This is a genomic window from Moheibacter lacus, from assembly GCF_014042165.1.
In the GTDB taxonomy this organism is placed as follows: Bacteria; Bacteroidota; Bacteroidia; order Flavobacteriales; family Weeksellaceae; genus Moheibacter; species Moheibacter lacus.
Genome location: NZ_JACDZE010000001.1, coordinates 248,061 through 274,295, shown reverse-complemented (window position 1 = coordinate 274,295; position 26,235 = coordinate 248,061). Strand labels below are relative to the sequence as shown.

Annotated in this window: 29 protein-coding genes; 23 read left to right on the top strand and 6 right to left on the bottom strand. The window is 36.4% G+C overall.

The window, feature by feature from the left end; all coding sequences use genetic code 11:
• The 20 genes from HU137_RS01260 to HU137_RS01165 all read left to right on the top strand — a co-directional run bounded on the left by HU137_RS01260 (position 1) and on the right by HU137_RS01165 (position 17,635).
• Positions 1-1,164, top strand: a complete 1,164-nt coding sequence (locus tag HU137_RS01260; RefSeq protein WP_246361464.1) for a glycosyltransferase — start codon at positions 1-3, stop codon at positions 1,162-1,164.
• Positions 1,161-2,075 carry a glycosyltransferase family A protein gene (locus HU137_RS01255; RefSeq protein WP_182041994.1) on the top strand — a complete coding sequence of 305 codons (915 nt, stop codon included), beginning with the start codon at positions 1,161-1,163 and terminating at the stop codon, positions 2,073-2,075. Before HU137_RS01260 ends, HU137_RS01255 begins: the two co-directional genes overlap by 4 nt.
• Entirely contained in the window at positions 2,072-3,223 is a 1,152-nt protein-coding gene (locus tag HU137_RS01250; protein WP_182041993.1) for a glycosyltransferase, read from the top strand. Before HU137_RS01255 ends, HU137_RS01250 begins: the two co-directional genes overlap by 4 nt.
• The gene (locus HU137_RS01245) at positions 3,223-3,768 is read left to right on the top strand and encodes a serine acetyltransferase (protein WP_182041992.1); all 546 of its coding nucleotides are present in this window, start codon (positions 3,223-3,225) and stop codon (positions 3,766-3,768) included. Before HU137_RS01250 ends, HU137_RS01245 begins: the two co-directional genes overlap by 1 nt.
• Complete coding sequence (locus HU137_RS01240) at positions 3,765-4,751, top strand: polysaccharide deacetylase family protein (RefSeq protein WP_182041991.1); 987 nt, start codon at positions 3,765-3,767, stop codon at positions 4,749-4,751. The genes HU137_RS01245 and HU137_RS01240 overlap by 4 nt, the downstream gene beginning before the upstream one ends.
• On the top strand, positions 4,741-5,508 hold the full coding sequence (locus HU137_RS01235; protein ID WP_182041990.1) for a formyl transferase: 768 nt from the start codon (positions 4,741-4,743) through the stop codon (positions 5,506-5,508). The genes HU137_RS01240 and HU137_RS01235 overlap by 11 nt, the downstream gene beginning before the upstream one ends.
• A 42-nt stretch (positions 5,509-5,550) precedes the next feature.
• Positions 5,551-6,621, top strand: coding sequence for a glycosyltransferase (locus tag HU137_RS01230; protein ID WP_182041989.1), 1,071 nt, complete (start codon positions 5,551-5,553; stop codon positions 6,619-6,621).
• On the top strand, positions 6,618-7,595 hold the full coding sequence (locus HU137_RS01225; protein ID WP_182041988.1) for a glycosyltransferase family 2 protein: 978 nt from the start codon (positions 6,618-6,620) through the stop codon (positions 7,593-7,595). The genes HU137_RS01230 and HU137_RS01225 overlap by 4 nt, the downstream gene beginning before the upstream one ends.
• A gap of 1 nt (position 7,596) precedes the next feature.
• On the top strand, positions 7,597-8,715 hold the full coding sequence (locus HU137_RS01220; protein WP_182041987.1) for an EpsG family protein: 1,119 nt from the start codon (positions 7,597-7,599) through the stop codon (positions 8,713-8,715).
• Positions 8,716-8,726: 11 nt separating this feature from the next.
• Positions 8,727-9,494, top strand: a complete 768-nt coding sequence (locus HU137_RS01215; protein WP_182041986.1) for a glycosyltransferase family 2 protein — start codon at positions 8,727-8,729, stop codon at positions 9,492-9,494.
• Entirely contained in the window at positions 9,463-10,581 is a 1,119-nt protein-coding gene (locus HU137_RS01210) for a glycosyltransferase family 4 protein (RefSeq protein WP_182041985.1), read from the top strand. The genes HU137_RS01215 and HU137_RS01210 overlap by 32 nt, the downstream gene beginning before the upstream one ends.
• A 38-nt stretch (positions 10,582-10,619) precedes the next feature.
• Positions 10,620-11,405: a polysaccharide biosynthesis/export family protein gene (locus HU137_RS01205; RefSeq protein ID WP_246361463.1), complete on the top strand. Its 786-nt coding sequence runs from the start codon at positions 10,620-10,622 to the stop codon at positions 11,403-11,405.
• Between the two features lie 19 nt (positions 11,406-11,424).
• Positions 11,425-13,926 carry an exopolysaccharide transport family protein gene (locus tag HU137_RS01200; RefSeq protein WP_182041983.1) on the top strand — a complete coding sequence of 834 codons (2,502 nt, stop codon included), beginning with the start codon at positions 11,425-11,427 and terminating at the stop codon, positions 13,924-13,926.
• Positions 13,926-14,534 (top strand): sugar transferase, encoded by a 609-nt coding sequence (locus tag HU137_RS01195; RefSeq protein WP_182041982.1) that lies wholly within the window; start codon positions 13,926-13,928, stop codon positions 14,532-14,534. The genes HU137_RS01200 and HU137_RS01195 overlap by 1 nt, the downstream gene beginning before the upstream one ends.
• A gap of 305 nt (positions 14,535-14,839) precedes the next feature.
• Complete coding sequence (locus HU137_RS01190; RefSeq protein ID WP_182041981.1) at positions 14,840-15,274, top strand: RrF2 family transcriptional regulator; 435 nt, start codon at positions 14,840-14,842, stop codon at positions 15,272-15,274.
• A gap of 10 nt (positions 15,275-15,284) precedes the next feature.
• A complete protein-coding gene (locus tag HU137_RS01185) occupies positions 15,285-15,683 on the top strand; it encodes a group III truncated hemoglobin (protein ID WP_182041980.1) in 399 nt (132 codons plus the stop codon).
• A complete protein-coding gene (locus HU137_RS01180; protein WP_182041979.1) occupies positions 15,680-16,105 on the top strand; it encodes a hypothetical protein in 426 nt (141 codons plus the stop codon). The genes HU137_RS01185 and HU137_RS01180 overlap by 4 nt, the downstream gene beginning before the upstream one ends.
• The gene (gene ric, locus HU137_RS01175; RefSeq protein ID WP_182041978.1) at positions 16,102-16,824 is read left to right on the top strand and encodes an iron-sulfur cluster repair di-iron protein; all 723 of its coding nucleotides are present in this window, start codon (positions 16,102-16,104) and stop codon (positions 16,822-16,824) included. Before HU137_RS01180 ends, ric begins: the two co-directional genes overlap by 4 nt.
• Positions 16,821-17,174, top strand: a complete 354-nt coding sequence (locus HU137_RS01170; protein WP_182041977.1) for a DUF488 domain-containing protein — start codon at positions 16,821-16,823, stop codon at positions 17,172-17,174. Before ric ends, HU137_RS01170 begins: the two co-directional genes overlap by 4 nt.
• Positions 17,171-17,635 carry a hemerythrin domain-containing protein gene (locus tag HU137_RS01165; protein WP_182041976.1) on the top strand — a complete coding sequence of 155 codons (465 nt, stop codon included), beginning with the start codon at positions 17,171-17,173 and terminating at the stop codon, positions 17,633-17,635. The genes HU137_RS01170 and HU137_RS01165 overlap by 4 nt, the downstream gene beginning before the upstream one ends.
• A 13-nt stretch (positions 17,636-17,648) precedes the next feature.
• On the opposite strand, the gene HU137_RS01160 is transcribed toward HU137_RS01165, so the two are convergent.
• The 4 genes from HU137_RS01160 to HU137_RS01145 all read right to left on the bottom strand — a co-directional run bounded on the left by HU137_RS01160 (position 17,649) and on the right by HU137_RS01145 (position 21,510).
• A complete protein-coding gene (locus HU137_RS01160; RefSeq protein ID WP_182041975.1) occupies positions 17,649-18,434 on the bottom strand; it encodes a DUF3667 domain-containing protein in 786 nt (261 codons plus the stop codon).
• Between the two features lie 113 nt (positions 18,435-18,547).
• Positions 18,548-20,176 (bottom strand): acyl-CoA carboxylase subunit beta, encoded by a 1,629-nt coding sequence (locus HU137_RS01155; protein ID WP_182041974.1) that lies wholly within the window; start codon positions 20,174-20,176, stop codon positions 18,548-18,550.
• 267 nt (positions 20,177-20,443) lie between these two features.
• Positions 20,444-21,031 (bottom strand): acyl carrier protein phosphodiesterase, encoded by a 588-nt coding sequence (locus tag HU137_RS01150; protein WP_182041973.1) that lies wholly within the window; start codon positions 21,029-21,031, stop codon positions 20,444-20,446.
• A 38-nt stretch (positions 21,032-21,069) separates the two neighbouring features.
• Positions 21,070-21,510 (bottom strand): helix-turn-helix transcriptional regulator, encoded by a 441-nt coding sequence (locus HU137_RS01145; protein ID WP_182041972.1) that lies wholly within the window; start codon positions 21,508-21,510, stop codon positions 21,070-21,072.
• A 344-nt stretch (positions 21,511-21,854) separates the two neighbouring features.
• On the opposite strand from HU137_RS01145, the gene HU137_RS01140 reads away from it, so the two are divergent.
• Genes HU137_RS01140 through HU137_RS01130 form a run of 3 tightly spaced genes read left to right on the top strand, consistent with a single transcriptional unit; the run spans position 21,855 to position 24,196 of the window.
• Entirely contained in the window at positions 21,855-23,012 is a 1,158-nt protein-coding gene (locus HU137_RS01140; protein WP_182041971.1) for a M14 family zinc carboxypeptidase, read from the top strand.
• Positions 23,013-23,048: 36 nt separating this feature from the next.
• Positions 23,049-23,591: a thioredoxin family protein gene (locus HU137_RS01135; protein WP_182041970.1), complete on the top strand. Its 543-nt coding sequence runs from the start codon at positions 23,049-23,051 to the stop codon at positions 23,589-23,591.
• A complete protein-coding gene (locus tag HU137_RS01130; RefSeq protein ID WP_246361462.1) occupies positions 23,588-24,196 on the top strand; it encodes a DUF4230 domain-containing protein in 609 nt (202 codons plus the stop codon). Before HU137_RS01135 ends, HU137_RS01130 begins: the two co-directional genes overlap by 4 nt.
• A 37-nt stretch (positions 24,197-24,233) precedes the next feature.
• Here HU137_RS01130 and HU137_RS01125 read toward each other — a convergent pair whose 3' ends face one another.
• Together HU137_RS01125 and rbfA are read right to left on the bottom strand one after the other, a co-directional pair.
• Positions 24,234-25,820 carry an ABC transporter permease gene (locus HU137_RS01125; RefSeq protein ID WP_182041969.1) on the bottom strand — a complete coding sequence of 529 codons (1,587 nt, stop codon included), beginning with the start codon at positions 25,818-25,820 and terminating at the stop codon, positions 24,234-24,236.
• On the bottom strand, positions 25,821-26,180 hold the full coding sequence (rbfA, locus tag HU137_RS01120; protein ID WP_182041968.1) for a 30S ribosome-binding factor RbfA: 360 nt from the start codon (positions 26,178-26,180) through the stop codon (positions 25,821-25,823).
• Positions 26,181-26,235: the final 55 nt, after the last annotated feature.

Below are 26,235 nucleotides of genomic sequence, written 5' to 3'. Positions count from 1 at the left end.
ATGGCCAACCCACCCAAAATAAAAGTTCTTTTTCGACTGCGTTCGCTCGAAATGGGCGGCGTTCCGAGAGTCGTATTGGATCTATTGGAAAATTTACCAAAAGAAAAATTCGAAATCACTTTATTGTTGAATTTATTTCAAGGTGAACTCCGAAGCGAAATCCCAAAAAACATAAGGCTGGTAACGATTGCCAGCGGAAAAGAAGATTTCTCAAAAAATCCATTGATTCAAAAAATTCAATTGGTTTTAAGGCGATTGAAATTGTCTTTTTATGAAAAATTTCCATCGATTTTATACAATCGGAAATTGAAAGAAGATTTTGATATAGAAGTCGCTCCGGGTTATACCGAATTTGAATGGGTGTTGAATTCGCCGAACAAAAAATCAAGAAAAATCGGTTGGTTTCATACGGATGTGAGTTATGATAAAGATCAAAATCGAGTGATGAAGCGCATCAATCTGATGAAAAAATTTGATTGGATGATCTTTGGGTCGGCTCAAACCAGACAAATCATCGATGATTTGTATCAAGTGAAATACCCGAAAAGTTCAGTGATTTATAACGTCATCAACATCGATGAAGCCAGAACAAAAGCCGAATTGATGGAAGTGAATTATGATGTTCATCCGGTTTTTTCATCGGTCGGACGACTCCATTTCCGCAAAGGATATGATACGCTGATACGGATTCATAAACGATTGTTGGATGAAGGATTGCAGCATTCCATTGCGGTAATCGGTGGTGGAAATGAAATGGAGAATTTGACAAACCAAACGAAGGAATTGGGCGTGGAAAAAACATTTTTATTGTTGGACACAAAAAAGAATCCTTATGCATACATGAAAGCGGCTGATTTTTTTATTTTGCCTTCGCGATCTGAATCCTATCCTTTGATCATCGGTGAAGCGATGGGATTGGGCAAACCGATCATCAGCACAAATGTTGGCGGAATATCAGAAATGATTGAAAATGAAGTGGATGGAATTTTGGTTAATTTTGATGAAGAGAAAATTTATGAGGCGATGAAACGATTTTTAATCGAACCGCAATTGGTAGAAAGCATAATAAAAGGAACAGAAAAAGCCAAAGAGAAATTTGATGCCCAAAAAATTTATAATCAAGTCACAGCAGTTTTTGAAAACCAATTTGCCTTAAAAAAATGAAGGATTTGAAATTAACAGTAGTCACACCAACTTTTAACCGGGCACATACGTTGCAACGTGCATTTGATTCCTTAAAAACTCAAACGGCCCAAACTTTTAAATGGATCATCATGGATGATGGATCTTCAGATGGCACAAAAGAGTTGGTGGCGAGATTTCAGCAATCTTCTCCGTTTGAAATTGATTATTTCTATAACGAAAACCAGCATAAATTTCACACCGTTTTTAACGGAATTAAAAAAGTCCAAACGCCTTATTTTATCATTTTGGATTCGGATGATTCCTATCCCAACGATGCCTTTGAAATCTTAATTGGCGAAGCTGAAAAAATAGAAAATCAAGAGGATTTTATTTCCGTAATGGGGCTTTCGGGTGATGAAAAGGGAAATGTAGTAGGCGATAAATATCCTATGGAATTTGATGGAAGCATTTTTGAGATGCGGTACAAATACAAGGTGAGAGGTGATAAAAATGGTGTGTTTTTTACGAAATCTTATTTGAATGAATTGAATCAATTTGACGATCATTCTCTTCCAAAAGGAATTTACATTCCGCAAAGTGTTTTTTTTAATACCTACGACGCAAAAGGATTGAAAACGAGATTTATCAATAAAATCATCCGAACTTATCACAAAGACGAAAACGATGCAGCTTCCGTTTCCAACACGCGCTGGAGCGGAAAAAACCGATACGGATTAATGTTGGGTCATCAATCTTTTTTAAATAGTTATGGAAAGGATTTGTATAAATATCCTAAAACACTAATCCGGAATTTGATTGGTTATCAAATGTACGCGATCGTTAATAAGAAAAGTTTAGTTGAAATCAACCGAGGATTGAATCAATTTCAATTTTTGTCTTGTTTAGTTTATCCTTTTTCATGGATCTATACTCAATTAAAATTCAAATGAAAAAGAAAAAAATACTTATCCGTATCGGTTCCCTCCGTCATGGCGGAGCGGAAAAAGTGCTGACAACTTTTCTACAAAACATTTCACCGGAGAAATATGAAATCGATTTATTGTTGAATTTGTACTCGGGAAAATACCTGAAAGAAATACCGGATTGGATCAATATTTATTATCTAAATCATGGTGAAATGATCACCACAAATCGCTTTCAGGATATACCACAAAAGGCTTATCGGGTGATTTTTCAAAAAATACTTAGAACTTTTCCTTCTCTTTTGTATCGGTTTATTTTAAAAGGAAAAAAATACGATATTGAATTTGCGGCGATTCATGGAATGCGGGATGATATTTTAAATTCACCACAGAAAACCTCCAAAAAAATCGTTTGGATACATAATGATTTGCGGAAAACGGAATTTCACGATTATACCGATGCTGAAATCCGGAAATTCTTTGGATTCGACAAAATCATGGTCATTTCCGAACACATCCAAAAGGATTTTGAAAACCAAGCCCGAACCGAAGACGAACGAAAAAGAATCGTCCGGATTTACAATCCTTTGGATACCCATGAAATTTTAGAAAAATCAAAAATTCCCCTCCATCTTCCCTCTTCCAACTTCCATCCATTGTTCATTTCCGTAGGAACCGTTTTTCCGCAAAAAGGATTTGATCGCTTATTAAAAGTACATAAAAAATTATTGGAAGAAGGGTTTGCACATCGGATTTTGATTCTCGGAGACGGATATGATTTCGAAAATGTGAAAAGATTGAAAACCGAATTAGAAGTAGATGAAACAGCAACCATGCTTGGTTTTACAGATAATCCTTATCCTTATATAAAATCGGCCGATTATTTTGTGCTTTCTTCTCGATATGAAGGTTTTCCAACTGTTTTGTATGAAGCCTTGACTTTAAATAAACCGATTGTGGCGACTGATGTTTCGGGAGTTCGTGAGATGTTAAACGATGGCGAATTGGGTTTGATTGTAGAGAATTCGGAACAAGGAATTTATGATGGGATGAAAAGAATGTTGACCGACCCTGAATTGGCAACAACCTATCAAAACAAAATCCTTAATTTTACACATCCATTTTCTTTGTCCAATTCGGTTAAGAAAATAGAAGAAATTTTAGATCTTTTATAATGCCAACTTTACTTCAACAAGATTATTTCCGCAAAAACGGAAAATACAAAAAAGTGCATTTTTGGGATGTTTTTTCAGATCCAGGATTGTTGTTTTTGTATTATTTGAGGAAATCCCAAAACACATCTTCCAAAAGTCCAATTGGAATTTTTTATCGGGTGATGTTGCGTCGCTACCAAGTTTTATATGGATTCCAAATTTCCTATAAAACCGAAATCGGAGGTGGATTGTATCTCGGACATTGGGGAACGGTAGTCGTAAATCCAAAAGCAAAAATCGGAAAGAATTGCAATTTGGCGCACGGTGTAACCATCGGTCAGACCAATCGCGGCGGAAAAGAAGGTGTTCCGGAAATCGGAGATAATGTTTGGATCGGAACCAATGCTGTTATAGTTGGCGGAATTAAAATAGGAAACAATGTTTTGATAGCGCCCAATGCCTATGTCACAACAGATGTGGAGGATGATTCCATCGTAGTTGGCAATCCCGCACGTATGATGAAAAACGAAACAGCGATAGAAGGCTACATAAACAATCGCGTATGAGTCGGCAAGGACTTTTTGTGATTTCGCTTGATTTTGAATTGTTTTGGGGCATCCGCGACAAATACAGTTTTAAAGGATATGGACAAAATGTTTTGGGCGTTTGGGAAGTGATTCCGAAGATGTTAAAGTTATTTGAGAAATATGATATTCATGCGACTTTTGCGACTGTTGGAGCTATGTTTTCAAGGAATTTAGACGAATTAAATTCATTCCTACCTGATTTGAAACCCAATTATTTGGATCAAAATCTCTCACCATATAACGGATATATTTCTGATTCAAATCTAAACGATTCTCGTTATTATTTCGGTAAAAAATTAATCGAAATGGTAAAGTCAGATGCGTGTCACGAAATCGGAACGCATACGTTTTCGCATTATTATGGATTGGAGCCGGGACAAACCAATGAAGAATTTGAAGCTGATTTACAAGCTGCAGTAAAAATTGCGAAAGCCAATGAAATCGAGTTGAAATCTTTTGTATTTCCTCGCCATCAAATCAATCCGGATTATTTAAAAATCCTATCTGAAAATGGAATTTCAATTTACAGAGAAACAGAAAAAGCTTGGTTTCATGCTGCAGCGCGAGGCGCGGAAGAAGGAATTCTGAAACGAGCCGTTCGGTATTTGGATTATTTTATTTGTTTGGGTGATCAGCATTGTCAAAATTTAGATGAAATCAATAAAGGGAATTTGTATGCTATCCGAGCAAGTCGATGGTTGCGACCTTATAAAAAATCGGAGTCAAAATTTGATTTTTTAAAATTGAGAAGAATTAAAAATCAAATGTATCATGCAGCCAAAAAAGGCAAAATCTTTCATCTTTGGTTTCATCCGCATGACATAGGAATCAATCAAGAAATCAATTTTGAGATGTTGGAAGAAATTCTGAGACATTATCAAAATTTGAATTTGAAATACGATATGCAAAGTGCGAATATGCGTGAGGTTGTAGAACTTTTTAAAGAGAAATATGAGTCTTAAAATCGTCATGTTAACCGGTCCGGCAGTTTCGTCAAGGTTCATGTACCATGGATTAGCGGCTGATTTGGATATTGATTTGGTCTTAAGAGAAACGCCGGTTCCGATGAAAACGATCATGAAAAATCGGGCGAAAAAATTGGGTTGGATAAATGTGATTGGGCAAATCGGATTTGGAATTCTGGTGTTGCCGATTCTTCGAAATTCTTCTAAAAAACAGAAAACAAAAGTGATTGCAAAATTGGGTTTGAATCAAAATGAAATTCCAACAGAAAAATTAATCGATGTTGCGAGTGTGAATTCAAAAGAATCCATTGATGTTCTACAAAAAATAAATCCAGATGTGGTAATAGTAAATGGTTGTAGGATTGTTTCAAAGAAAGTTCTCACTGCTGTAAATGCGGTTTTTCTCAACACACATGAAGGCATAACGCCGAGGTATAGAGGCATTCACGGCGGATATTGGGCGTTGGTTAACAGGGACTTGGAGAACGCAGGCGTAACGGTTCATTTGGTGGACAAAGGTGTCGATACGGGCGGAATTTTGTATCAAGCTAGGATTCAACCGGAAAAGAACGATAATTTTACAACTTATCCTTATTATCAAACTGCTGCGGGAATTCCGCTGATGCAAAAGGCAATTGAGGATGTGGAGAAAAATTCGATTCAAAAAATCGAACCTAAATTGGAGAGTCAAATTTGGTATCATCCGACGATTTGGGGGTATTTGTGGAATTATTTGACAAAAGGAGTGAAGTGATTTTGAAGAAATTAGTGAATAGTAATTAGTGATTTGAATAATTTGAATCGTCCAAAAAAAATATATTTTTTATTGCCCGGACTGACATTTGGCGGAGCGGAGCGTGTCATTTTTACGCTTTGCAATGATTTGGACCGAACGAAATTTACACCGACCTTGGTTTTGTTTAGTCAAGAAGGAATGCCGTTGGAATTGTTGAAACCGGATGTGAAAGTGATCGATTTGAAGATTGCAAGAATTCGTTATGCGATTTTTAAAGTCATCCAATTGATCCGAAAAGATAAACCGGAAATCGTTTTTGGCGGTTGGGGAGAGGTGAGTGCGTTTTTGTCGCCGGTGATTCCGTTTTTTCGAAAAACGAAATTCGTAGCAAGAGAAACCAATGTGGTTTCGGAGCATGTGAAACGGCGGGAGATAAAATTCTTTTACCGTTTTTACAATAATTTTCACCGAATCATCGCTCAGTCCGATGATATGATGAATGATTTGATTCAAAATTTAAAAATCCAACCGAAAAAAATTGTAAAAATCAATAATCCGGTTGATGTTCAATTTGTTCAAAATCAAATGATTTCGGATGAGGAATTGTTTTCAGACGAATTTATAAATGTGGTAGCAATTGGAAACTTGACGGAACGAAAAGGATTTGATTTGTTGTTAAATGTTTTTGCAGAATTAAAAGACCAACCGATCAAATTATGGATCATAGGCGATGGCCGTGATCGTGAAAAGTTGGCGGAGCAAAAAGAAGTATTAGGACTTGAAAATGTAGCATTTTTAGGTTTGAAACAAAATCCTTATCCGTATTTGCATCAGGCAGTTTTGTTTGTACTTTCTTCTCGTTATGAGGGTTTTCCAAATGTTTTGTTGGAAGCGGGCGTTTGTGGAACCTATGCTTTGGCAAATGATTGTCCAGGCGGAATCAACGAAATCATCCAGTCGGGAATCAATGGTGAAATTCATTCAATTCATGATGTAAAAGGATTTGCAGAGCGGATTTCTGATTTGGTAGAAAAGGAAAAAGAAGCAGAATTGATTCAAAATAGCATCATCTCGAGATTCTCAAAAGAGATCATTTTAGAAAAGTACAACCAAATATTGGGCAATTTATGAAAGTATCTGTCATCGTACCGGTTTACAATACAGCCGAATATTTGGAGAAATGTTTGGATTCTTTGGTTCATCAAACATTGAAGGAATTGGAAATCATCGTGGTCAATGATGGTTCTACAGATGGTTCACAGAAAATCATAGAAGAATTTGCTAGAAAATATCCAAATATCAAAGCGTATGAAAAACCAAATGGCGGACTGAGTGATGCCCGGAATTATGGGATAGAAAGGGCTTCGGGAGATTTCATCGGTTTTGTGGACAGCGATGATAGCGTTTCGGAAGAAATGTTTGAAATGCTGTATGAAAAGGCGATGGAACATGGGGCAGAAATTTCAATTTGCGATTTGGAAAAGGTCAATGAACGTGGCGAAGTATTTCGTGGTATGCCACAATCACCGCAGTTGCCTGAGCGGATAGAGTTGGAGAAAGATTTTCGGATATTTGGAGAAATGGCCTGTTTTGCTTGTAATAAATTGTTCAGAAAAGAATTATTTGAAAAGCATAGATTTAGGAAAGGAATTCATTTTGAGGACATTGAGTTGATTCCAAAATTGGTTTTGGAAGCAAAATTCATCGCAAAAATCAATTCTCCTTTTTACAAATATTTGGAAAGACAGGATTCCATTACGAAAACGCATACGCGAAAGGGGCTGGATATGTTTCTGGCGATAGAAAGCGTCAAAGAAGCATTTGATGAAAGTCGTTACTCTGAGTTTGAAGAAGAATTTGAACGTTTTTTTATTTTTCAGGGTTATTATTCGTTTTTGGCTTATGTTGCTTTTGTTCGAGATAAGCAATTGAAAAAAGAAATGATAGTTGAATTGGATAGGCAATTGGAGAAATATGGGATTTCGAAATTAAAAATCATCCGATATAAAAGATTCACAGCAAATTATTTGTTTTCTTTGCCAATGAATAAGCAAATTTATTATGCTTTGGGTTTGATTCACCATAAGTTAATTCAATTGATATAAGATGAGTTTTATATACAATCTCATAGTGATTTTATTGCTTGGTTCGACCATTTATCAGGTCAGAAAAGACGAAGATGCGAACCGGAGATGGTTCAATATGATCGTGATTTTGATGATGGGAGCGGCGGGATTGGCTTATGGAATCAGTCCGGATTGGGTGGCTTACTGGAATGCTTTTGAGGGAATTGCGCAAAGCAGTTGGGCTGAATTGCCAATTTTTTCAGAGATGGTCGATATGGAAATGGGCTATGTCGTTTTAAACAAATTGGTCAATACGATAGGTCTCGGATATGCTTCCTTTACACTGATCATTGCGATCATCGCACTTTGGTTAAAATCCGGCATCATTTACAAATACGGTGGATATGCATTCATGTCGCTGTTGATGTATTTTATTCCGACTTATTTGTTTGAGGAACATGTGCATGTACGTCAAGGTTTGGCCAATGCCATCATGTTTTTTTCCATTCCATTTATCATCGAGCGGAAATTTTGGAAGTTTTTCATGTGTTTCGTGTTAGCATTTTTGTTTCATAAGGCTGTGTTGGCGTTTTTATTGGCCTATTGGATTGTGAAAATTAAGTTCAATAGTTTGACCATCGTATTGTTAGTAGTTGCTGCAGTACTGGCAAATGTCACGGGTTTAAGTGGCGCCATAGATGGGATCATGCAATTCATGCCGTTTGGTGTGGCCGAAACTTACAATGATTATGCAAATGAATTATCTTCAGATGGTGGTGTTTTGGGAGATATCGTAAAGATTTTGACTGTATTGGCCATTGTGGTTTTCAATAAATCGGTCACGGAAAATGATCCATTGTTCATTTATTTCCGAAATATTTATTTGTTTGGGGTTGTGATTTATTTCTTTTTTGGGAATGGTATTTTTGCGGCGAGATTGCCCGGTTTCTTTACCGTTTACATCATATTTGTGGTCCCAAGGATGGTGAAAGCGCTGCAAGACAATAAATTATATAAAAACATCGTCTATATTGCATTTACGACATATACCTTATTACTATACATCAATTTTTACAATAATTGGGGAAGCCGTTCCGGATTTGGAAACTATACTTCTTCATTAAATACTTGGGTGCCTTATGGCTTTTTATCCAGATAAACCTTTGACCTTTGAAACCGGAAATTTCTATCATTACGCCATGTTATAATTCGGAAAAGTACATTTCTGAAACCATTCAATCGGTACTCAATCAGACATTTACCAACTGGGAATGGTGGGTCGTAGATGACCAGTCATCTGACCGTTCAGTTGAATTGATCAATGCATTTCATGATCCGAGGATTCATTTGATCCAATTGGAAACAAATTCAGGAGCTGCCGAAGCGAGAAATCGAGGAATTGAAAATGCGAAAGGTCGGTACGTGACTTTTTTGGACAGTGATGATGTTTGGTCGCCAAATTTTCTGGAAACGGCACATCGATTTCTTGTAGAAAACAAAGAAGAATTGGTCTATGCATCTTATAAAAGACATGATGAGGAATTGAAACCTTTGCTGGAAGATTTTATAGCAGAAGATCATATTACGTTTAATCGAATTCTATACAATTGTCCTATTCCCATGTTGACTGCCATGTATGATTCAGCGAGAATCGGAAAAATTAGGATTCCGGAGGTGGACATGCGAGAGGACTATGCGATGTGGATCGAAATCCTCAAAAAAATACCGGAAGCCCGAGCGATCAAAGAACCATTGGCGATTTATAGAATCAGAAAAACTTCTTATTCCCGAAATAAGTTTAGAATACTTCGCAAGCAATTTGCCGTTTATTCTAAATTTTTAAATTTATCTTTGCTTCAATCAACTTATTATACGCTCAATTGGGCGCTGAACGGAATGAAAAAGTATGAAAAACTTAAATTTAGAGGTAATCGCTAATTTCCTTGGGTATTCGTCGCTTTATCTAAAAGTCATATTATCTTTTTCGATTTCCTTTTTACTGACCTTTATTGCCATCCCCAAAATCATCCGTGTTTCTTATCGAAAACAATTGATGGATGTTCCTGGTGTGAGAAGTTCACACATTCGGAAAGTACCAAGATTGGGAGGAGTTGCTATTTATTTTGCAATTACCGTCGTTACCGGAATTTTCAGTCCGGAAATGCTATTTGAAGTTCATTTTTTCTCAGCAGCACTGGTTTTATTGTTTTTCATAGGGTTAATGGATGATTTGCTCGTTGTGGCACCACGGAAAAAGTTGGTCGCCCAAATCATAAGTGCATTGATGATCGTCGTAGGCTCAGATGTGCGGATTCATAGCTTTTTTGGATTGTTTGGCATCTTTGATTTGCCTTATTTGGTCAGTGTAATTTTCACGACTTTCATCATCGTTTTGATCATCAATTCATATAATTTGATTGATGGAATAGATGGTCTGGCAAGTGGAGTCGGGATATTGATTTCGCTTTGTTTTGTGTTTATATTTTTCCGATTGTACGAATATTCGATGGGCTTTCTGGCGATTTCGGTTTTAGGAGCATTATTGGCTTTTTTGTATTTCAATATGTCGGACCAATACAAAATTTTCATGGGTGATACCGGTTCCATGGTCGTAGGTTATCTGATTGCTTTTATGGCCATCAAATTCATCGACTTGTCTTCCATGCCGTATGTGATGATCAAAAGTGCTCCGGTTGTGGCGATTGCAATTTTGATTGTGCCATTGATTGATACTTTGAGTGTGATCATCATCAGACTGATGAAAAGAAAGTCACCGTTTTCAGCAGACCAAAGCCACATCCATCATCGGGTATTGCGATTAGGATTTTCCCATGTACAAACTGCTGTAATTATTTGTATTTCAAATGTTCTATTGATCGCATTTGCTTATTTGATCCGTCATGCCAATATCACCTTGATGTTGCTTGCTTTAACGCTTGCTGCACTGATTTTGTCCTATTTGCCATTGGTAATTGGAGAAGGAATCAATCGGAACAAAATCAAAAAAAGAGAACAAACCCTATAACTTGAAAAATAGTATATTTGACAACTAAATTTATGCCCTTGAGACCAACCAAAATACAACTCATTTTATTGTGCTTTTTAGTGGTGATGACCTCTTGTATCCCGCTGAAAGATGTAAAATACATACAACCCGATGAACAATTGAAATTGAATGAAAATGGAATGATTGCGTTCAATCGTCCGGAGTACCACATTCAGGCAAACGACATGATCAACATACGGGTTTCAACTCGTGATGGAATAAGTTTACAAGAATTAAGAGATTTTACCAATACATCTGCAGGTGGAACAAATAGTTTAGGCGGAAAATCTGTTCGGGTTCAGGAAGATGGGAACATAGAATTGCCGAGAATCGGTAAAATCCATTTAGAAGGAAAAACGATGGATGAGGCCAGAGAAGCAGTAGAATCCGAATTTTATAAAATTTATGAACCATCTGCGGCATATATCGAAGTCAATATGCCGGGGATTAATTTTACAATCATTGGGGAGGCCGCTTCCGGAAATTATTTTGTTCAGCAATACGATTTTAATTTGATCGAAGCCTTTGCGATGGCCGGAAATTTGACGCCGGTAGCAGACCGGAATCATATTCAGATTCTAAGGACTACACCGGAAGGAACGCAGAGAGCCGTGGTGGACATCACAAAAGAATCTGTGATGAATTCGGAGTACTTTTGGTTACAACCCAACGATGTGATCATCATCAATCCGAGAAGACAGAAACAATGGGGTATAGGAATCAACCCAATTCAAACCATCACAACTATTTTTGGTGGTATTGCTGCTATCATTGGGATTTATTTCTTCTTTAAAAATTTATAAGAATTTCGTTTTTAAGACCATGCAAACAAATCAACCTAAAAATTCTGATAAAAACCAAAAGAAAAACGCTGCGATGTTCTTTGAAATCGACCGATTCATCCCGCGTATTCTTCGAAACTGGGCTTTGTATTTATTCAGTGTCATTTTTGCCGTTTTTCTCGCTATTTATATCAATAACTATTATCTAGATAGAGTTTATCAGGCGGAAACTACCTTTCATGTTTCGACAAAATCTTCCGGAAATACAGATTTCGGGAGCAATTCCATCAACTTCATTTGGGGTGGAACCGGAGGGAAAATTGATATCTTGACGCGAGTTTTACAATCCAGAACACATTCTTTTGAAGTCGCAAAAAAAATCGGCGCTTACATCGCCTATAAAGAGGAGGGAACTTTTAAAAAGTCCAATACACATAAAAATATTTCACCATTTATTGTTGAGGTAGATACCACGCACAACCAAATCCTTGGTGTAGAGTTGGAAATCAAAAAATTAAATGAAAATTCATTTTCTATCGTTCCCATCACTTCGCCGACTTCTAATCATTTATACAATTATGCAAAAGACCAGAATATTTCCAAAAATGTAAAAGTTAGTTTACCGGAAAAAGCCAATTTTGATCAATGGATCACAAGTGAACATTTCCGATTTAAAATCTCAAAAGGAAAAATCAACTTTAATCCCGAGGACAAATATTCATTTGTATTGACCAATTTGGATGCTGCAACGGCAAGAGTGAAAAGCAATATTTCGGTCGCACCGATGTCAAAAGGAAGCTCCATCATCCGTTTTTCCAAAACGGCTTATTCGCAACAAGAAGCCATTGAGATCGTGAACAATTCTTTAGAATTGCTTCGAGAAACCGAATTGGAAGAAAAAAACCTGATCGCAAAAAATACATTGGCCTATATAGGGGAACAAATAGGAATCGTCAAACAAAAAGTCGACAGCGCTTCTACAGAATTCCAAAATCTCCAAAAAAGAGAAAAAATCTATGATTTCGGAGGTGAAAAAGGAGAAATTTTGGCCAATGTAAAAGCACTGGAAAAACAAAAAATCGAATATCAGGAAAAGATAAATGCCTTAAATTCAGTAAGTAACAGCGTTTATCAAGCCGGTTCACAAGGAATGATCGATTTACAAATCGTTGGTTTGAGTGAAGGGAATTTTGGGGCAGAAGTTGCCAAATTGCGCTCTATGGAATTGGAGCGTGAAAATCTGCGTTTGTTGTATAAACCTGAATCTAGGGAAATCCAAGAGCTAGATAATCGAATTGGTGAAACCAAATCCAATATCCAACATTTGGTCAGTACAAGTCGAAATAAAATCAACCAAGAATTGGGTGTGATCAATAAGAAATTGGCCGAATACGACAGCAAAGCATATCAATTGCCCGAAAAAGAGAAACAGTTTTTTGATGCTTCAAGAGGCTATGCGGTAAATGATGCGCTTTATAACCAATTATTAACCCGGTACAGTCAAGCGGAATTGACCATCGCCTCAAACGTGTCTGACGTTACGCCAATCGATAAAGCCAAATTTTTGAATCAAGGACCCATTTCACCAGATAAAAGAACCAATATGATGATTGCGGTTTTAGCAGCTTTGGTTTTACCAACCTTATTTCTATTGGTCCGTGAAGTACTTGATACCAAAATAAAAGGAATCCCGGATGTAGTGAAAGTTACTTCTATTCCGTTTCTCGGAACCATCGGGAACAATTCAGACGACCTTCCCTTGGTGGTGCTGGAAAGACCAAAATCGGGTATTTCAGAATCTTTTAGAGCTGTCAGAAGTAATTTGCAATTTCTATTTAAAAAAGGCGGCCAATCGGACAATAAAACCTTGCTTATCACTTCATCCATCGGAGGAGAAGGGAAAACATTTGTGTCGATGAATATGTCTGCAGCCCTTGCTTCTAGCGGTAAAAAGACGATTTTGATCGGAATGGATTTGCGTAAACCGAAAATTTTTGACGAATTTGGGTTGACCAATAAAAAAGGATTGTCCAATTATCTTGCAGGTAATTCCTCGCTTGAAGAAGTCATTCAAAAAACGAGAGTAGAATCGCTGGACATTATTACCGGAGGCCCCATTCCACCCAATCCATCTGAACTTTTACTCTCAGAAACATTGGATAATCTGATTGCTGAACTCAAAACCCAATATGATTTTATCGTGCTCGATACGCCACCGGTCGTTTTGGTGGCTGATGCCTATGATTTGATGCGTTTTGCAGATGCAACCCTGTATGTAACCCGTTTTGACTATACTTACAGAGGTTTGCTCAAAGGAATTTCCGATAAATACGATGAAGAAGAAGTGTCCAATATAGGAATCATACTGAACGATTTCCAAATAAAAGGAAGTTATGGTTACGGCTATGGCTACGGTTATGGCTATGGCTATGGCTATGGCTACGGTTATGGTTACTTTGAAGAAGATGCCAATTATGATCCAAGCATCGTAGGGAAAGTGAAACGAATTTTTAGTTTAAAAAAGTATATGAACCGCAAATAATGAAGGTTAAAGCTTTGTTAGACTATGCTTTAGCGATTTTGCTGCTTCCGGTTTTATTGCCCATTGTTTTTATTCTAATTTTAATTGCTACGCTTGACACCGGGCAATTTGGATTATTTTCCCAAATCAGGGTAGGGAAAAATGCAGAATTCTTCAAAATATTCAAAATCAGATCGATGAAAGGGAAGCATGAAGTGGATATCACGACAGAAAAGACCCATAAAATCACATGGTTCGGTCAATTTCTACGTAACTCTAAATTGGATGAAACCCCCCAAATTTTCAATATTCTCCTCGGTCAAATGAGTTTTGTAGGCCCTCGGCCCGACGTCCCCGGCTATGCAGATCAATTAAAAGATGAAAATCGTATCATCCTCACAGTAAAACCAGGCATCACAGGTCCTGCACAAATCGCCTTTCAAAATGAAGAGGAAATTTTAAATCAAGTAGAAAATCCACAGCGCTATAATGATGAGGTGCTTTGGCCGGAAAAAGTTCGGATCAATAAATCTTATGTGGAAAATTGGACTTTTTCAAAGGATTTAAACTATTTATTTCAAACTATTTTTAATCAAAGTGTTTCATCGAATGCTTTTAATCGAAACTAGAAAGTAAGTTATAAAATCCGTAAAATACTATAGAAGTTTAGCTTAATTCATTGTTTATTAATTTTTTATCTGAACAAAAAGCTACGTAGAGTTAAATATTGGTAAGCTTTTTAATAGGTGATTTGATTATTTGGGTGTGTATTTTTGATGTGAAACAATCAAAAATCATGACAAAATTCTTATAAAATCTATTTGTAATTTGAACAAGGGATATCAGGTTTTTAACCTGCTGAAAATCATCTATTTTTATTTAAGATAAATTTGTCTTAAATAGAATTATCCTTAATTTTGTAGAAAACAAACGGATGTTCTCTAAGTCATGCGAATATGGAATCAAAGCCGTGGTCTACATTCTCACACAGTCATTGGAGGGAAGGCGGATCAAAGTGGGTGAAATTGCTGAAAGCACAGATTCACCTACCGCTTTTACCGCCAAAATTTTAGGAACGTTGGTTAAGCACAACATCGTTAAATCCCAAACCGGTCCTTTTGGAGGTTTTTTTATAGAGAACCATCGCATTTCGGAAATCAAATTATGCGAGATTGTTTTTGCCATAGATGGAGATAAGGTGTATGATGGATGCGGTTTGGGTTTGGACAATTGTGATGCAGAAAATCCATGTCCGTTACATGGACATTTTGTTGAAATTCGAAATAAATTAAAATTCATGTTGGAAACAACTTCAGTCCTTGATTTGGCAATGAATTTAAAAAACGGAGAATCGGTTTTGATTCGGTAAAAATATAGCAATGGAAGAAAGAAAAGACATAGAAAAATTGGATGATGTGAAAGTTTTGGTCGACACATTTTATGGAAAAGTTCGCCAAGATGAATTGATCGGAGGGATTTTTAATGACATCATTCAGGATAGATGGCCGGAGCATTTGGAGAAAATGTACAAATTTTGGCAAACCGTTTTGCTGGAAGAGCATACCTATAGCGGAAGACCTTTTGTTCCACATTTAAAAATGCCGATTGAAAAAGAACATTTTGATCGTTGGTTGGAATTGTTTTTTGCAACCGTAGATGAACTTTATTTGGGTCAAAAAGCAGATTTAGCCAAATGGCAAGGCAATCGCATGGCGGAAATGTTTCTATTAAAAATCGAGTATTTCCGTAAAAATTCCCAACAAACCCCGCTGTTATGAAAACATCTTTGAACATCAGCACAGCTGCAGTATTTGTCTGGATTGGGTTTATAGGAGCGATCAGTTTCATGGAAGCTTGGTTGAAATTTCAAGCGCCGGGAGTGAGTTTGCCCATCGGATTGGGAATTGGGAAATTGGTTTTTGGAGCGTTGAATAAAGTCGAATGGTTTTTAGCGATAATATTTTTCCTGTGTTTGATTAGAATTAAATTGTATAAAAATTATTGGTTTTATGGTGTTTTGTTCATCTTATTCATCCAAACTATTTGGATACTTCCGGAGCTAAACAGCCGGGCCGACGCCATTATCAGTGGTGTAGATTTACCTTCTTCTCCGCTTCATTTTTATTATGTAGGAGCAGAGATTATTAAATTGATTTTATTGATCACGATAGGAATTAAACTTTTAAAATTAGAGCGATGAATGCAAAAGAAACGACAATAATTGGAGACTTGGTTGCAAAAGATTACCGCACTTCAGAAATTTTCAAAAAATATGACATCGATTTTTGTTGCAATGGAAACCGAACGATTCAAGATGCTTGTGAATCAAAGAATTTGGATATTAAATTGATTTTGAGTGAATTGGAGTCAAAAATGGAAACGCCCAATGAAGCTTCGATTGATTTCAAAACTTGGCCTTTGGATTTATTGGCAGATTATATTGAAAAAAAACACCACCGTTATGTCGAAACAAAAATTACGGAGATCAAACCTTATTTGGAAAAAATCGTAAAAGTTCATGGTGGAAAACACCCTGAGTTGGAACAAATTCAGGAATTATTTCTTCATTCTGCAGGAGAATTGTCTATGCACATGAAAAAAGAAGAATTGGTTTTATTTCCACGCATCCGCAAAATGGTTGCGGCCAAACAATCTCAAACAGAATTGGATCCAGCTCATTTCGGGACGGTAAAAAATCCGATTGCGATGATGATGCAAGAGCATGACAATGAAGGTGAGAATTTCCGTAAAATCAGTGCTTTAAGTAACCGATATACGGCGCCGGATGATGCTTGTAATACGTACAGGGTTAGTTTTTCTTTGATCAAAGAATTTGAAGAGGATTTGCATCAACATATCCATTTGGAAAACAACATTTTATTTCCAAAAGCCATAGAACTCGAAGCTGAATTCGCATGAAACGCATTCAGATAAAGCGAATTTATGAAGATGTTTCACCGGAGGATGGATACAGGATTTTGGTAGATCGGTTATGGCCCAGAGGAATTTCTAAGGATCGCGCTCGATTGGATGATTGGAATAAAGCAATTGCACCGTCTACAGAGCTTAGAAAGTGGTTTGGACATCAACCGGATCGATTTGAAGCATTTTCAAAATTATACAAAAAAGAGTTGGAAAATAAGGAAGAAGAATTGAACGCAATCCGACAAATTGCTGATAATAAAATCGTTACTTTATTATATGCGGCGCATGATCCAAAAATCAACCATGCGATTGTTTTACAGGAAGTTTTAAATCAAAAAAGATGAGTGAAAAGAAAAAACCCATAAAACGCCATCCGGCTTTGCAACAATTCAGTCGGGAACATCATTTCGGACTTTTACTCTGTTGGAAAATACGAGAAGGATTCCGCAGAGAAATCGAAGCTGAACGGATGAAAAAATATACGGACTGGTTTTTTCAAACGCATTTGAAACCTCATTTTGAGGCGGAGGAAAAATACATGTTTACATTGCTGTCTGATGAGGATAAATTAAAGAAACGGGCGATAAAAGAGCATCGGAGACTGGAAAGATTATTTGAGGAAAATGAAGATGTCAAGCGTTCTTTGAGTCTGATTGAAGAGGAATTGGAGCAACATATACGTTTTGAAGAACGAAGTTTATTTGGTGAAATTCAGAAAGTTGCAACCGAAGAAGAATTGGAAGCCATAGAAAAAATGCACCAAGAACTTTTGGTTGATGATTGGGAAGATGAATTTTGGAAATGATCCAAATTTCATCTCATCGCCCATGAGAGATTTGATAAAAAATCATATACAAAACGCCAAATATCATCGAGAAAACCATATAGGAAATCGAAGTCAAAATTGAAATCAAAATTACTCTGATGATTATTTTCTTCCAACTTAATTGCATAAATAGGTTTTTATAAAACCAAATGACTAAAGGAATGAAAAGCGGTAGCGATATAAAGGAGAGCGTGATCATGAATTTCGAGGAATCTTTAAAAATGTACATCAAAGGATAAATAATGAATATACTACAGATGGCCCAAAACGAATACAGAAAAGCGTTTGCGACTACATGTTCATAATAATTTAATCCTTTCTTTCTGAAAACCAAAAAACTAAAAACTGAAAAGAATGGTATGGAGAGCATCATGATAAATGATATGTAATTGGCCAAAAAAGAATTAAGCGAATTCATTACAGCATTCTTTTCTTCGGTTTCACTAAGTCCTTGATAATAAGCATCCATCACATCACCTATATTTAGAATTTTATACGAAATAAAAGTCGTGATACCGCTTAAAACAAAAGCGAGAAGAATCGGTTTATAATGCCTCACTCTGTTGCCTTCTATATACGTTCTTGCTGTTTTCCCCGGATTTTTCACCAAATTTTTCATCGTATAGAAAAATCCTTTGTTGGTGTGAAGAATCGAATATTGAAACTCATCTTTGATGTATTTACCATCTATTCTTTTGTATTTTTTCTGTCCGCAATTGGGACAAAAATTATACGAAATATCAAATCCACAATTGGCACAAACTGAATTTTCATTCATCGGGAAAAAGTTTTAAGCACCACAAATATAGAAAATTGAGAAAAAGAATGGGACAATAAAAAAGCCGAAATGCTAATCAGATTTCGGCTTTTATTTTTTTATTCTAAATCATTTTAAGTCTGAATTACACCTAAATTAAACGGTTTTTCGATAGGAGCATGATTGGCTGCCTCGATTCCCATCGAAATCCATTTTCTTGTATCCGTCGGTTCGATGATCGCATCGGTCCAAATTCTTGCAGCCGCATAAAATGGACTGGTTTGTTTGGTGTATCGTTCGGTAATTTCTTCGAGCAATTTTTTTTCTTTGGCTTCGTCGATGATTTCTCCTTTTGCTTTTAAAGTGGCCTCTTGGATTTGTAAAAGCACTTTTGCAGCTTGTTCACCTCCCATTACCGCCAATTGTGCTGAAGGCCAAGCGAAAATCAACCGCGGATCATAAGCTTTCCCACACATGGCGTAATTGCCTGCACCATAGGAGTTTCCGATTACAACTGTAAACTTTGGAACGACAGAATTCGCCACAGCATTCACCATTTTTGCGCCATCTTTGATGATGCCACCATGCTCCGATTTGGAGCCGACCATAAATCCGGTGACATCCTGTAAAAAGACCAATGGGATTTTTTTCTGGTTACAATTGGCAATAAACCTTGTTGCTTTATCGGCAGAATCCGAATAAATTACACCTCCAAACTGCATTCCGTCTTTTTTGGATTTGACAATTTTTCTTTGATTGGCAACGATACCTACTGCCCAGCCGTCAATCCTTGCATAACAACAAATCAGTGTTTTTCCATAATCCCCTTTGTATTCGTCAAATTCGGAATTGTCCACCAAACGCTTGATGATGTCGTACATATCGTATTGTTCCGCCCTGGAAACGGGCAATATTCCATAAATTTCTTTTTCGTCCAGCGCCGGTTTCGCCGGTTTTTCACGGTTGTATCCGGCTTTTTCATAATCACCGATTTTACCCATGATGGATTTGATGCGATCTAGCGCATCTTGATCATCTTTGGCTTTATAATCCGTTACTCCGGAAATTTCACAATGTGTCGTTGCACCTCCAAGTGTTTCATTGTCAATGTCTTCTCCGATTGCGGCTTTTACTAAATAACTTCCGGCAAGAAATATGGATCCGGTTTTGTCTACGATCATCGCTTCGTCGCTCATAATCGGCAAATAAGCACCACCTGCCACACAACTTCCCATCACCGCAGCGATTTGGGTGATGCCCATGGAACTCATGATAGCATTGTTTCGGAAAATCCGTCCGAAATGTTCTTTGTCCGGAAAAATTTCAGCTTGCATAGGGAGATAAACACCTGCACTGTCCACCAAATAAATTATCGGAAGTCGATTTTCCATCGCAATTTCTTGTGCTCTCAGGTTCTTTTTACCGGAAATCGGAAACCAAGCTCCGGCTTTTACCGTTGCATCATTTGCGACTACTATACATTGTTTACCAGAAACATAACCGATCTTGACGACAACGCCACCACTAGGACAGCCACCATCTTCTTCGTACATTTCATATCCAGCAAAAGCGGCGATTTCTATGCTCGGTTTTCCTTTGTCCAAAAGATAATCGATTCTTTCTCTGGCAGTTAACTTTCCTTTTTCTTTGTGTTTTTTGATTCTTTTTTCACCTCCACCCACATAGACTTCAGCCAATTTCCGACGCAAATCGGAAACCAATAATTTGTTTTTATCTTCTCGTTGATTGAACGTTAAATCCATTTTTTGTTTGTTTGACGGCTAAAAATACAATTTTCAGTTGAATTCAAAAATCCAAAAATTGGATTAAATTGAATTTATCAAGAGTAGGCTATGGTACAATAGGTAGTGGGTTCAATGTGCTAATTTTTAATATAAAGAATTCCTCGAGGTTTCCGCTGAAATTCTCATCTCGAACTTTATCAGGATTTAAATTCATTATTTATTTAAGCGAAGTCAAACTTCGTTGGAATTCAATGTTGGTAGCTTTGGGCAATTCCCAAGGTAAATTTATTGGTTCTCAGCAATAAATAATTTGCAATGAGAAATCAGTTCAGGAAAGAAAATTTGGAAATCTTCTTGCAAATCTTGTTCAAACAAAAGAAATTCATGAGTAGATTCTTCAATATTGTTTTTGAATTTGCTTCGCTGACTGATTCCTTTTAGTGTTTGGCTGATTCCTTCGATGCTGGTGTAGTTATGGAACCAATCATGTTCAAGCAAATGTTGTATGATGAATTGGAGTTTTGGTGGGAAAGTTTCAAAATTTTCACTGAAAAGGGCATAGCAATCTTGGACGAATTGGTCAAAAGGAACTTGAGAATATGTTTCCCAATTTTTGATCAATAAATAATCATACAATACATCTACGATTACCGGCGCATATTTTCCATATTTTTCATGAAACTTTTGCGTGCTATTTTTAACCAAATCATGCGCATCCGTAAAAGTATCGATTTCACGATGCAGCAAAATCCCGTTTTGGAGACCTTTCTCGAAATGAAGATAATCTTTTCCTCTGACGATTTCACCGTATAAGTTCCCCAACTGAATTTCAGAGTTATGAAAAGAAAGGTATTGATGTGCTAGAAAATTCATCTCGGAAACGAAATTAATGAATTTTCTAACAGCAATACTTAGTTCCCTGAAACAAAATCTTCAAAAGTTCCATCTTCAAAAAATAGCAAGGCTCTCTTGATTTTCTTTGGTTCAACAGCCGGCGTTTTTAAATTTTCTGTAGGAGGAAAATCCTTTACGGCCTCTTCTTTTTCAATTTTTTCATCAGAATCAAATAATTCAAAAAGGGTGGGATAGGAGTCGTCCGATTTTTCATCTGTTTCTTTTTTGGTCAAATTTTCTTCCAACTCTATCTTTTTTTCAGTCCCAAAAATCAACCAATCACTATCGATTTCCGGATAGGCTTGTTTGATTTTGATCAGAAATTCCAAACTCGGTTTGTTCCGTCCGGAAGTGATGTGCGAAATGGCCGATCGCTGCACTTCAATTTTGTCCGCAAATTCGGAGGGTGTGAGCCCCGATTTTTCCAAAATTTCAAGAATTCTATTTTTTAGTTCCATTTTACAAAAGTAAACTAAAAATTTACAATTCACAATAGTATATTCAACCATCATTTTGTCAATTTGACTTAAAGTAAAGTTATACTAATGATTTATATAATATCAATTATATATTTGATAAAAAGGAGTTAAGTAAAATATAATATAATATTGACAATAAATTGGTCTATACCTGACATATTTTCATGATCATCTATTTACAATTGTAAATTACAAATGTAAATTGTGTTTTCGGCTCTTGTTTCAGCCATTATTTTAATTTTTCTAAACCCAGATTCATGGAAAAATTGAAAGTCGCTTAAATCGCTTTAAAATCACTTTTCAAAAAATTGTAACTTCGTTTTATGGGATTGACAGTACTTTTTAACAATAATTACGAAAAACATCGTGTAGATGGATTGGAATCCAAATACTTACCTTTTTTAAAATTGAAATCTTATTTAGATCAAAATTTTCCGGACAAAATTTCTATCGGAAAATCATTTTTGGGCAATGAAATTTTTCAGTTAAAAATCGGGACCGGAAAAGTCAAAATTTTAATTTGGTCGCAGATGCATGGGAACGAATCAACCGGAACAAGGGCGATGTTGGATGTTTTTTCGTTCTTAAAATCTGAAACTTCATGGTCAGATGTTATATTAAAGGAATTATGCATCTATTATATACCTATGTTGAATCCTGATGGTTCTTCGCTTTATACACGTCGAAATGCTGCCGGAATAGATTTAAATCGTGATTTTTTGCAAGAAGCTTCACCTGAAATTAAGGTTTTAAAAGCTGCTGTATCTGAAATTCAACCTGATTTTATGTTCAATTTACATGATCAAAGATCGATTTTCAATGTTGGTGATCAGTCAAAACCTGCGACAATGGCCTTTTTAGCCCCTTCCCCAGATGAAATTCGATCTGTAACTGAGTCTCGCATAAAAGCGATGGCGGTGATTGATCATATGGTAAAAGGCTTGGAAGCAGTGATTCCTGGGCATCTTTCGAGATTTACGGATGAATTCTACCCCAATTCTACCGGAGATAATTTTACCAAATTGGGTTTTCCTTGTATTTTGTTTGAAGCCGGACATTTTCCAAATGATTATAGTAGAAATCAAGTCAGAAAGTTCAATGCTTTGGCTATTTTATTGGCTTTTGAGAGAATTTCCCGCTCTGATGTGATGGAAAAAAGGAACTACGATAACATTCCACTGAATCAAAAGAAATATTTGGACATCATATTGCGAAATGTTCAAGTTGAATCGAGCGAAAGTCATGCTATATTGGACATTGGGATTTATTTTGAAGAAAGAGTAGATTTGGAAAGTCAAGAGGTGATTTATTGCTCTAAAATTGAAGAAATAGGCGATTTATCGGCTTATTACGGTCATTTGGATCAAGATATGAAAGGTGAAAAATACCATGGGAAATCCTCTGTTTTTCCGGTAATCGGAGAACTGGCTGATTTTTCTGTAGGAAATATTCACTTTGAAAATGGAAATTTCAAAGGCTGATCATTTTTTTTATCTTTACTTCCTCAAATTAGACCAATGAAAAACTCCTTATTTGTACTGATTTTCCTTCTTTTGATTACAAGTTGTGAAGGTCCTTATATTTTTAACCGTGTCGTGAATTTAAAGGACGGAAACAAAATGTTGCTGGGTGGTGTAGATCGAACAGCTTTTTTAAAAGAACCATTTTCAGAATGGTTCCATCAGGAATATGATACTTATACGACTAATCCTGCTTTAGTAAAGGAATTCAAAGGAAAGCTTAAAAAGTTCCGCATCGAAGTCTTTATGGGAACTTGGTCGGAGGATTCTCGCCGCGAATATCCAAGGCTTATGAAAATTTTGGATGAAGCCAAATTCCCTAAACAACGAATTTTAACCTATGCGGTAAATGAAAGCAAAAAGAGTTTTTATAGTGAAGAAATAGGGAAAGACGTCCGTTTTGTCCCGACTTTTATTTTTTATAAAGCAGGTGAGGAGGTCGGGAGAATCGTGGAATCACCGGTTTCAGGTTCGCTAGAAGAAGATATCATGATGATTGTGAATGAAAGTCCGTTGACGCCTAATTATTTTGAAGATTGAAAAAAACAGTTTATATCATCGCCGGAATTCTCTTTGGTGCTTTGCTGACTTATTTCATTATGAAGCAATTTCAAACCAATAGTTCTACGAATGAATCCCATGTCATCGCCTACGAAATTCAGAAAATGAATAAAATGATCGTGGCAGAACAAATGTTTTCCGATGTTTATTCGCATAAAAGTAGTTCTTATGTGCCTGGATTAAAGGATTATTTCAGTTTTGACAAAAAAGTGCTTTTTTTGGTCAATGTGAAAGTACAGGCGACTTATGATTTGAAAAAATTGGAAGTAGAATTGGATGAGGAAAATAAAACCATCTATATTCAAAAAGTACCGGAAATGGAATTGGAAATTTTCCCGGACGTGAGCATTTATGATTTGGATCAAAGCCGTTTCAATACTTTTGAGAAAGATGAATTGAATGAAATCAAAAAACGAGCAATTGAACACATCGAAAAATCAATTGATCAGAAAAAATTAGAAGATCAGGCCCATCAACAATTGATTGAAAATTTAGGAGAATTGTATCAATTGGCAAAAATTTACGACTGGAAAATTATTGACAAAACCGCTCTGGCAAAGGAATTGGAGTTAAAATTCAATTGATTTTATTACTCAACCACTCAACCACTCAATCATTCTTTCAGACCGGTAGTTTCCGAGAGACCATCCAAGAAACAAATCCACCGATGCAAAACACAGTCAAAATCACGGTGAAATAATTGGTTAAAGTGAATTCAAATGGAAATGCAACAAAAGCATTGGCCATCACCAGATGGAATTGATTTTGTAAAATCCCAAGTGCGCTACCTAGGCCCAAACCAAATAAAATGGAAAATACCGTGATCAATAATCCGGTTTGGAAAAATATCCTTTTGATTTGAGATAGTCGCATCCCGAAACTCCACATGGTTTTGATTTGGGTTTTTTTATCCAAAATGATGATGATGATTGCTCCAGCCAAATTGAATGTAGCGATGATGATTACCAATGTGAAAATCAAATAAATAATCAGGTTTTCTACATTCATGACCTTTAAAAATGTCGAATCCAAATCTTGTCGGGTTTGAACCAAAACCGAATTTCCCAAATCATTTTGAAGCGCAGATTTTGCCGTGTTAAGATTCAATCCGGGTTGCAGTTTGATCTCGATGCTGTAAGCTGAATTGGGAGGTAGTTCTAAAAGGTTTTGGGTCAATTCTAAAGGTGAATAAATGTATTTGTCATATTGATCATTGATGATAAAAATCCCAACCGGATTAGCAAGTGCTGTGTTAAATGCTTCATTTTCAGATGAAATCAAGCCTGTTCCGGGTTTGGGCATGCGCAGAAGACTTGCATGTTGATGGTCTATGTACATCTGCAAGCGTCTGGCTATACCATCAGAAGCCAGTATTTCATTTGGATTTTCAAATGATAAAAACGAGCCATGGACGATACAGGTATCCACTTTAACAACATTCGTATAGTTTTTATCAATTCCTTTGATGTAGGCAATGTCTTGTTTGTTTTCAAATTCAACTGAAACCTTTTCTTCTATTACTTTTGAATAAGAAAGAACCTGTGGTTTTTTGTCCAATTTGGCTGTAATTACCTCAAGATCAGTTAGTGTTTTTCCCTTTGACGGAGAAATTTTTAAATCTGGGTTCACATTGCTGAAAAATTGGATGTTCATTTTTTCCAAACCTGAGAATACGGAAAGAATGACAAATAGCGCACAAGTGGCTATGGTGATGGCAAAAACAGCGATGGAAGTGATGATGTTGACGCCTGTAATTTTTCGTTTTGAAAAAATATAATTGAGCAAACCAAAAATAATTGACAACAATCCTGTTGAGATCAAAACCAAGTTCAAGGCATTGATCCCGATGCTTTGGTTTAGATTTTTAAATATCAAAAATCCGGCAGTCCCAAGTGAAATAAACGCAATCAAAAATGCAATTCCCAATTTATAATTTTTCGGAATTGATTTTAGTAATTTATTGAATAATAAGTAAATAGCAGTGGTTTGAATCAAAAGATAACCGAGCATTAAAACCACGATCAATATTTGTTGGTTGTTGCTGAGTATTTGTTCCGGAAAAAGTAAATCCCGAATGATTTTTAGGGATAAATTTCCAGAATAAATCAAGGTTCCGACCATTAAAGACGAAATCAAGATCAGCGCCATACTGATCAGCAGGGTATAAGTATTGTAGCGGCGAGCTATGAAAAGCGATACGTTTTTCATTTACAAAACAGGATTGTTTCCTTCTCCACGTAATGCTCTGTCAATTTTATCAATATCATCCAAAGAAGAATCCAAATAGAACAAAAGTTCCGGAGTTATCCGCATGGTTTTGGCAGCGGTTTTGGCCAATAATGATCTGTAATAAGGTGCTTTTTCTTTGACCAATTGGATGATTTGTTCCTTTTCATTGGTTGGGAAAACGCTCACATAGACTTTGGCTACAGATAAATCAGGTGAAACAGCAACTTCAGTCACGGTCAATAATTTCCCCGGAAATAGTTCTTTGGCTTCTTTGCGGAAAATTTCTGATAATTCTTCCTGAAAAACGGTGGCTACTTTTTTTTGTCTATTTGTTTCCAAAATTTGATGCTATTGGTTTCTGCGAAATTACGGCTTTTTCTGCGAAATTACTTTC

Coding starts and splice junctions, on each gene's coding strand:
- HU137_RS01125 (WP_182041969.1), bottom strand. CDS start 25,820: ATGAAAAACGTATCGCTTTTCATAGCTCGCCGCTACAATACTTATACC.
- HU137_RS01145 (WP_182041972.1), bottom strand. CDS start 21,510: ATGGAACTAAAAAATAGAATTCTTGAAATTTTGGAAAAATCGGGGCTC.
- HU137_RS01165 (WP_182041976.1), top strand. CDS start 17,171: ATGAGTGAAAAGAAAAAACCCATAAAACGCCATCCGGCTTTGCAACAA.
- HU137_RS01220 (WP_182041987.1), top strand. CDS start 7,597: ATGAGTTTTATATACAATCTCATAGTGATTTTATTGCTTGGTTCGACC.
- HU137_RS01200 (WP_182041983.1), top strand. CDS start 11,425: ATGCAAACAAATCAACCTAAAAATTCTGATAAAAACCAAAAGAAAAAC.
- HU137_RS01255 (WP_182041994.1), top strand. CDS start 1,161: ATGAAGGATTTGAAATTAACAGTAGTCACACCAACTTTTAACCGGGCA.
- HU137_RS01135 (WP_182041970.1), top strand. CDS start 23,049: ATGAAAAACTCCTTATTTGTACTGATTTTCCTTCTTTTGATTACAAGT.
- HU137_RS01180 (WP_182041979.1), top strand. CDS start 15,680: ATGAAAACATCTTTGAACATCAGCACAGCTGCAGTATTTGTCTGGATT.
- HU137_RS01245 (WP_182041992.1), top strand. CDS start 3,223: ATGCCAACTTTACTTCAACAAGATTATTTCCGCAAAAACGGAAAATAC.
- HU137_RS01195 (WP_182041982.1), top strand. CDS start 13,926: ATGAAGGTTAAAGCTTTGTTAGACTATGCTTTAGCGATTTTGCTGCTT.
- HU137_RS01250 (WP_182041993.1), top strand. CDS start 2,072: ATGAAAAAGAAAAAAATACTTATCCGTATCGGTTCCCTCCGTCATGGC.
- HU137_RS01190 (WP_182041981.1), top strand. CDS start 14,840: ATGTTCTCTAAGTCATGCGAATATGGAATCAAAGCCGTGGTCTACATT.
- HU137_RS01235 (WP_182041990.1), top strand. CDS start 4,741: ATGAGTCTTAAAATCGTCATGTTAACCGGTCCGGCAGTTTCGTCAAGG.
- HU137_RS01140 (WP_182041971.1), top strand. CDS start 21,855: ATGGGATTGACAGTACTTTTTAACAATAATTACGAAAAACATCGTGTA.
- HU137_RS01170 (WP_182041977.1), top strand. CDS start 16,821: ATGAAACGCATTCAGATAAAGCGAATTTATGAAGATGTTTCACCGGAG.
- HU137_RS01185 (WP_182041980.1), top strand. CDS start 15,285: ATGGAAGAAAGAAAAGACATAGAAAAATTGGATGATGTGAAAGTTTTG.
- HU137_RS01260 (WP_246361464.1), top strand. CDS start 1: ATGGCCAACCCACCCAAAATAAAAGTTCTTTTTCGACTGCGTTCGCTC.
- ric (WP_182041978.1), top strand. CDS start 16,102: ATGAATGCAAAAGAAACGACAATAATTGGAGACTTGGTTGCAAAAGAT.
- HU137_RS01225 (WP_182041988.1), top strand. CDS start 6,618: ATGAAAGTATCTGTCATCGTACCGGTTTACAATACAGCCGAATATTTG.
- HU137_RS01160 (WP_182041975.1), bottom strand. CDS start 18,434: ATGAATGAAAATTCAGTTTGTGCCAATTGTGGATTTGATATTTCGTAT.
- HU137_RS01150 (WP_182041973.1), bottom strand. CDS start 21,031: ATGAATTTTCTAGCACATCAATACCTTTCTTTTCATAACTCTGAAATT.
- HU137_RS01210 (WP_182041985.1), top strand. CDS start 9,463: ATGAAAAACTTAAATTTAGAGGTAATCGCTAATTTCCTTGGGTATTCG.
- HU137_RS01240 (WP_182041991.1), top strand. CDS start 3,765: ATGAGTCGGCAAGGACTTTTTGTGATTTCGCTTGATTTTGAATTGTTT.
- HU137_RS01155 (WP_182041974.1), bottom strand. CDS start 20,176: ATGGATTTAACGTTCAATCAACGAGAAGATAAAAACAAATTATTGGTT.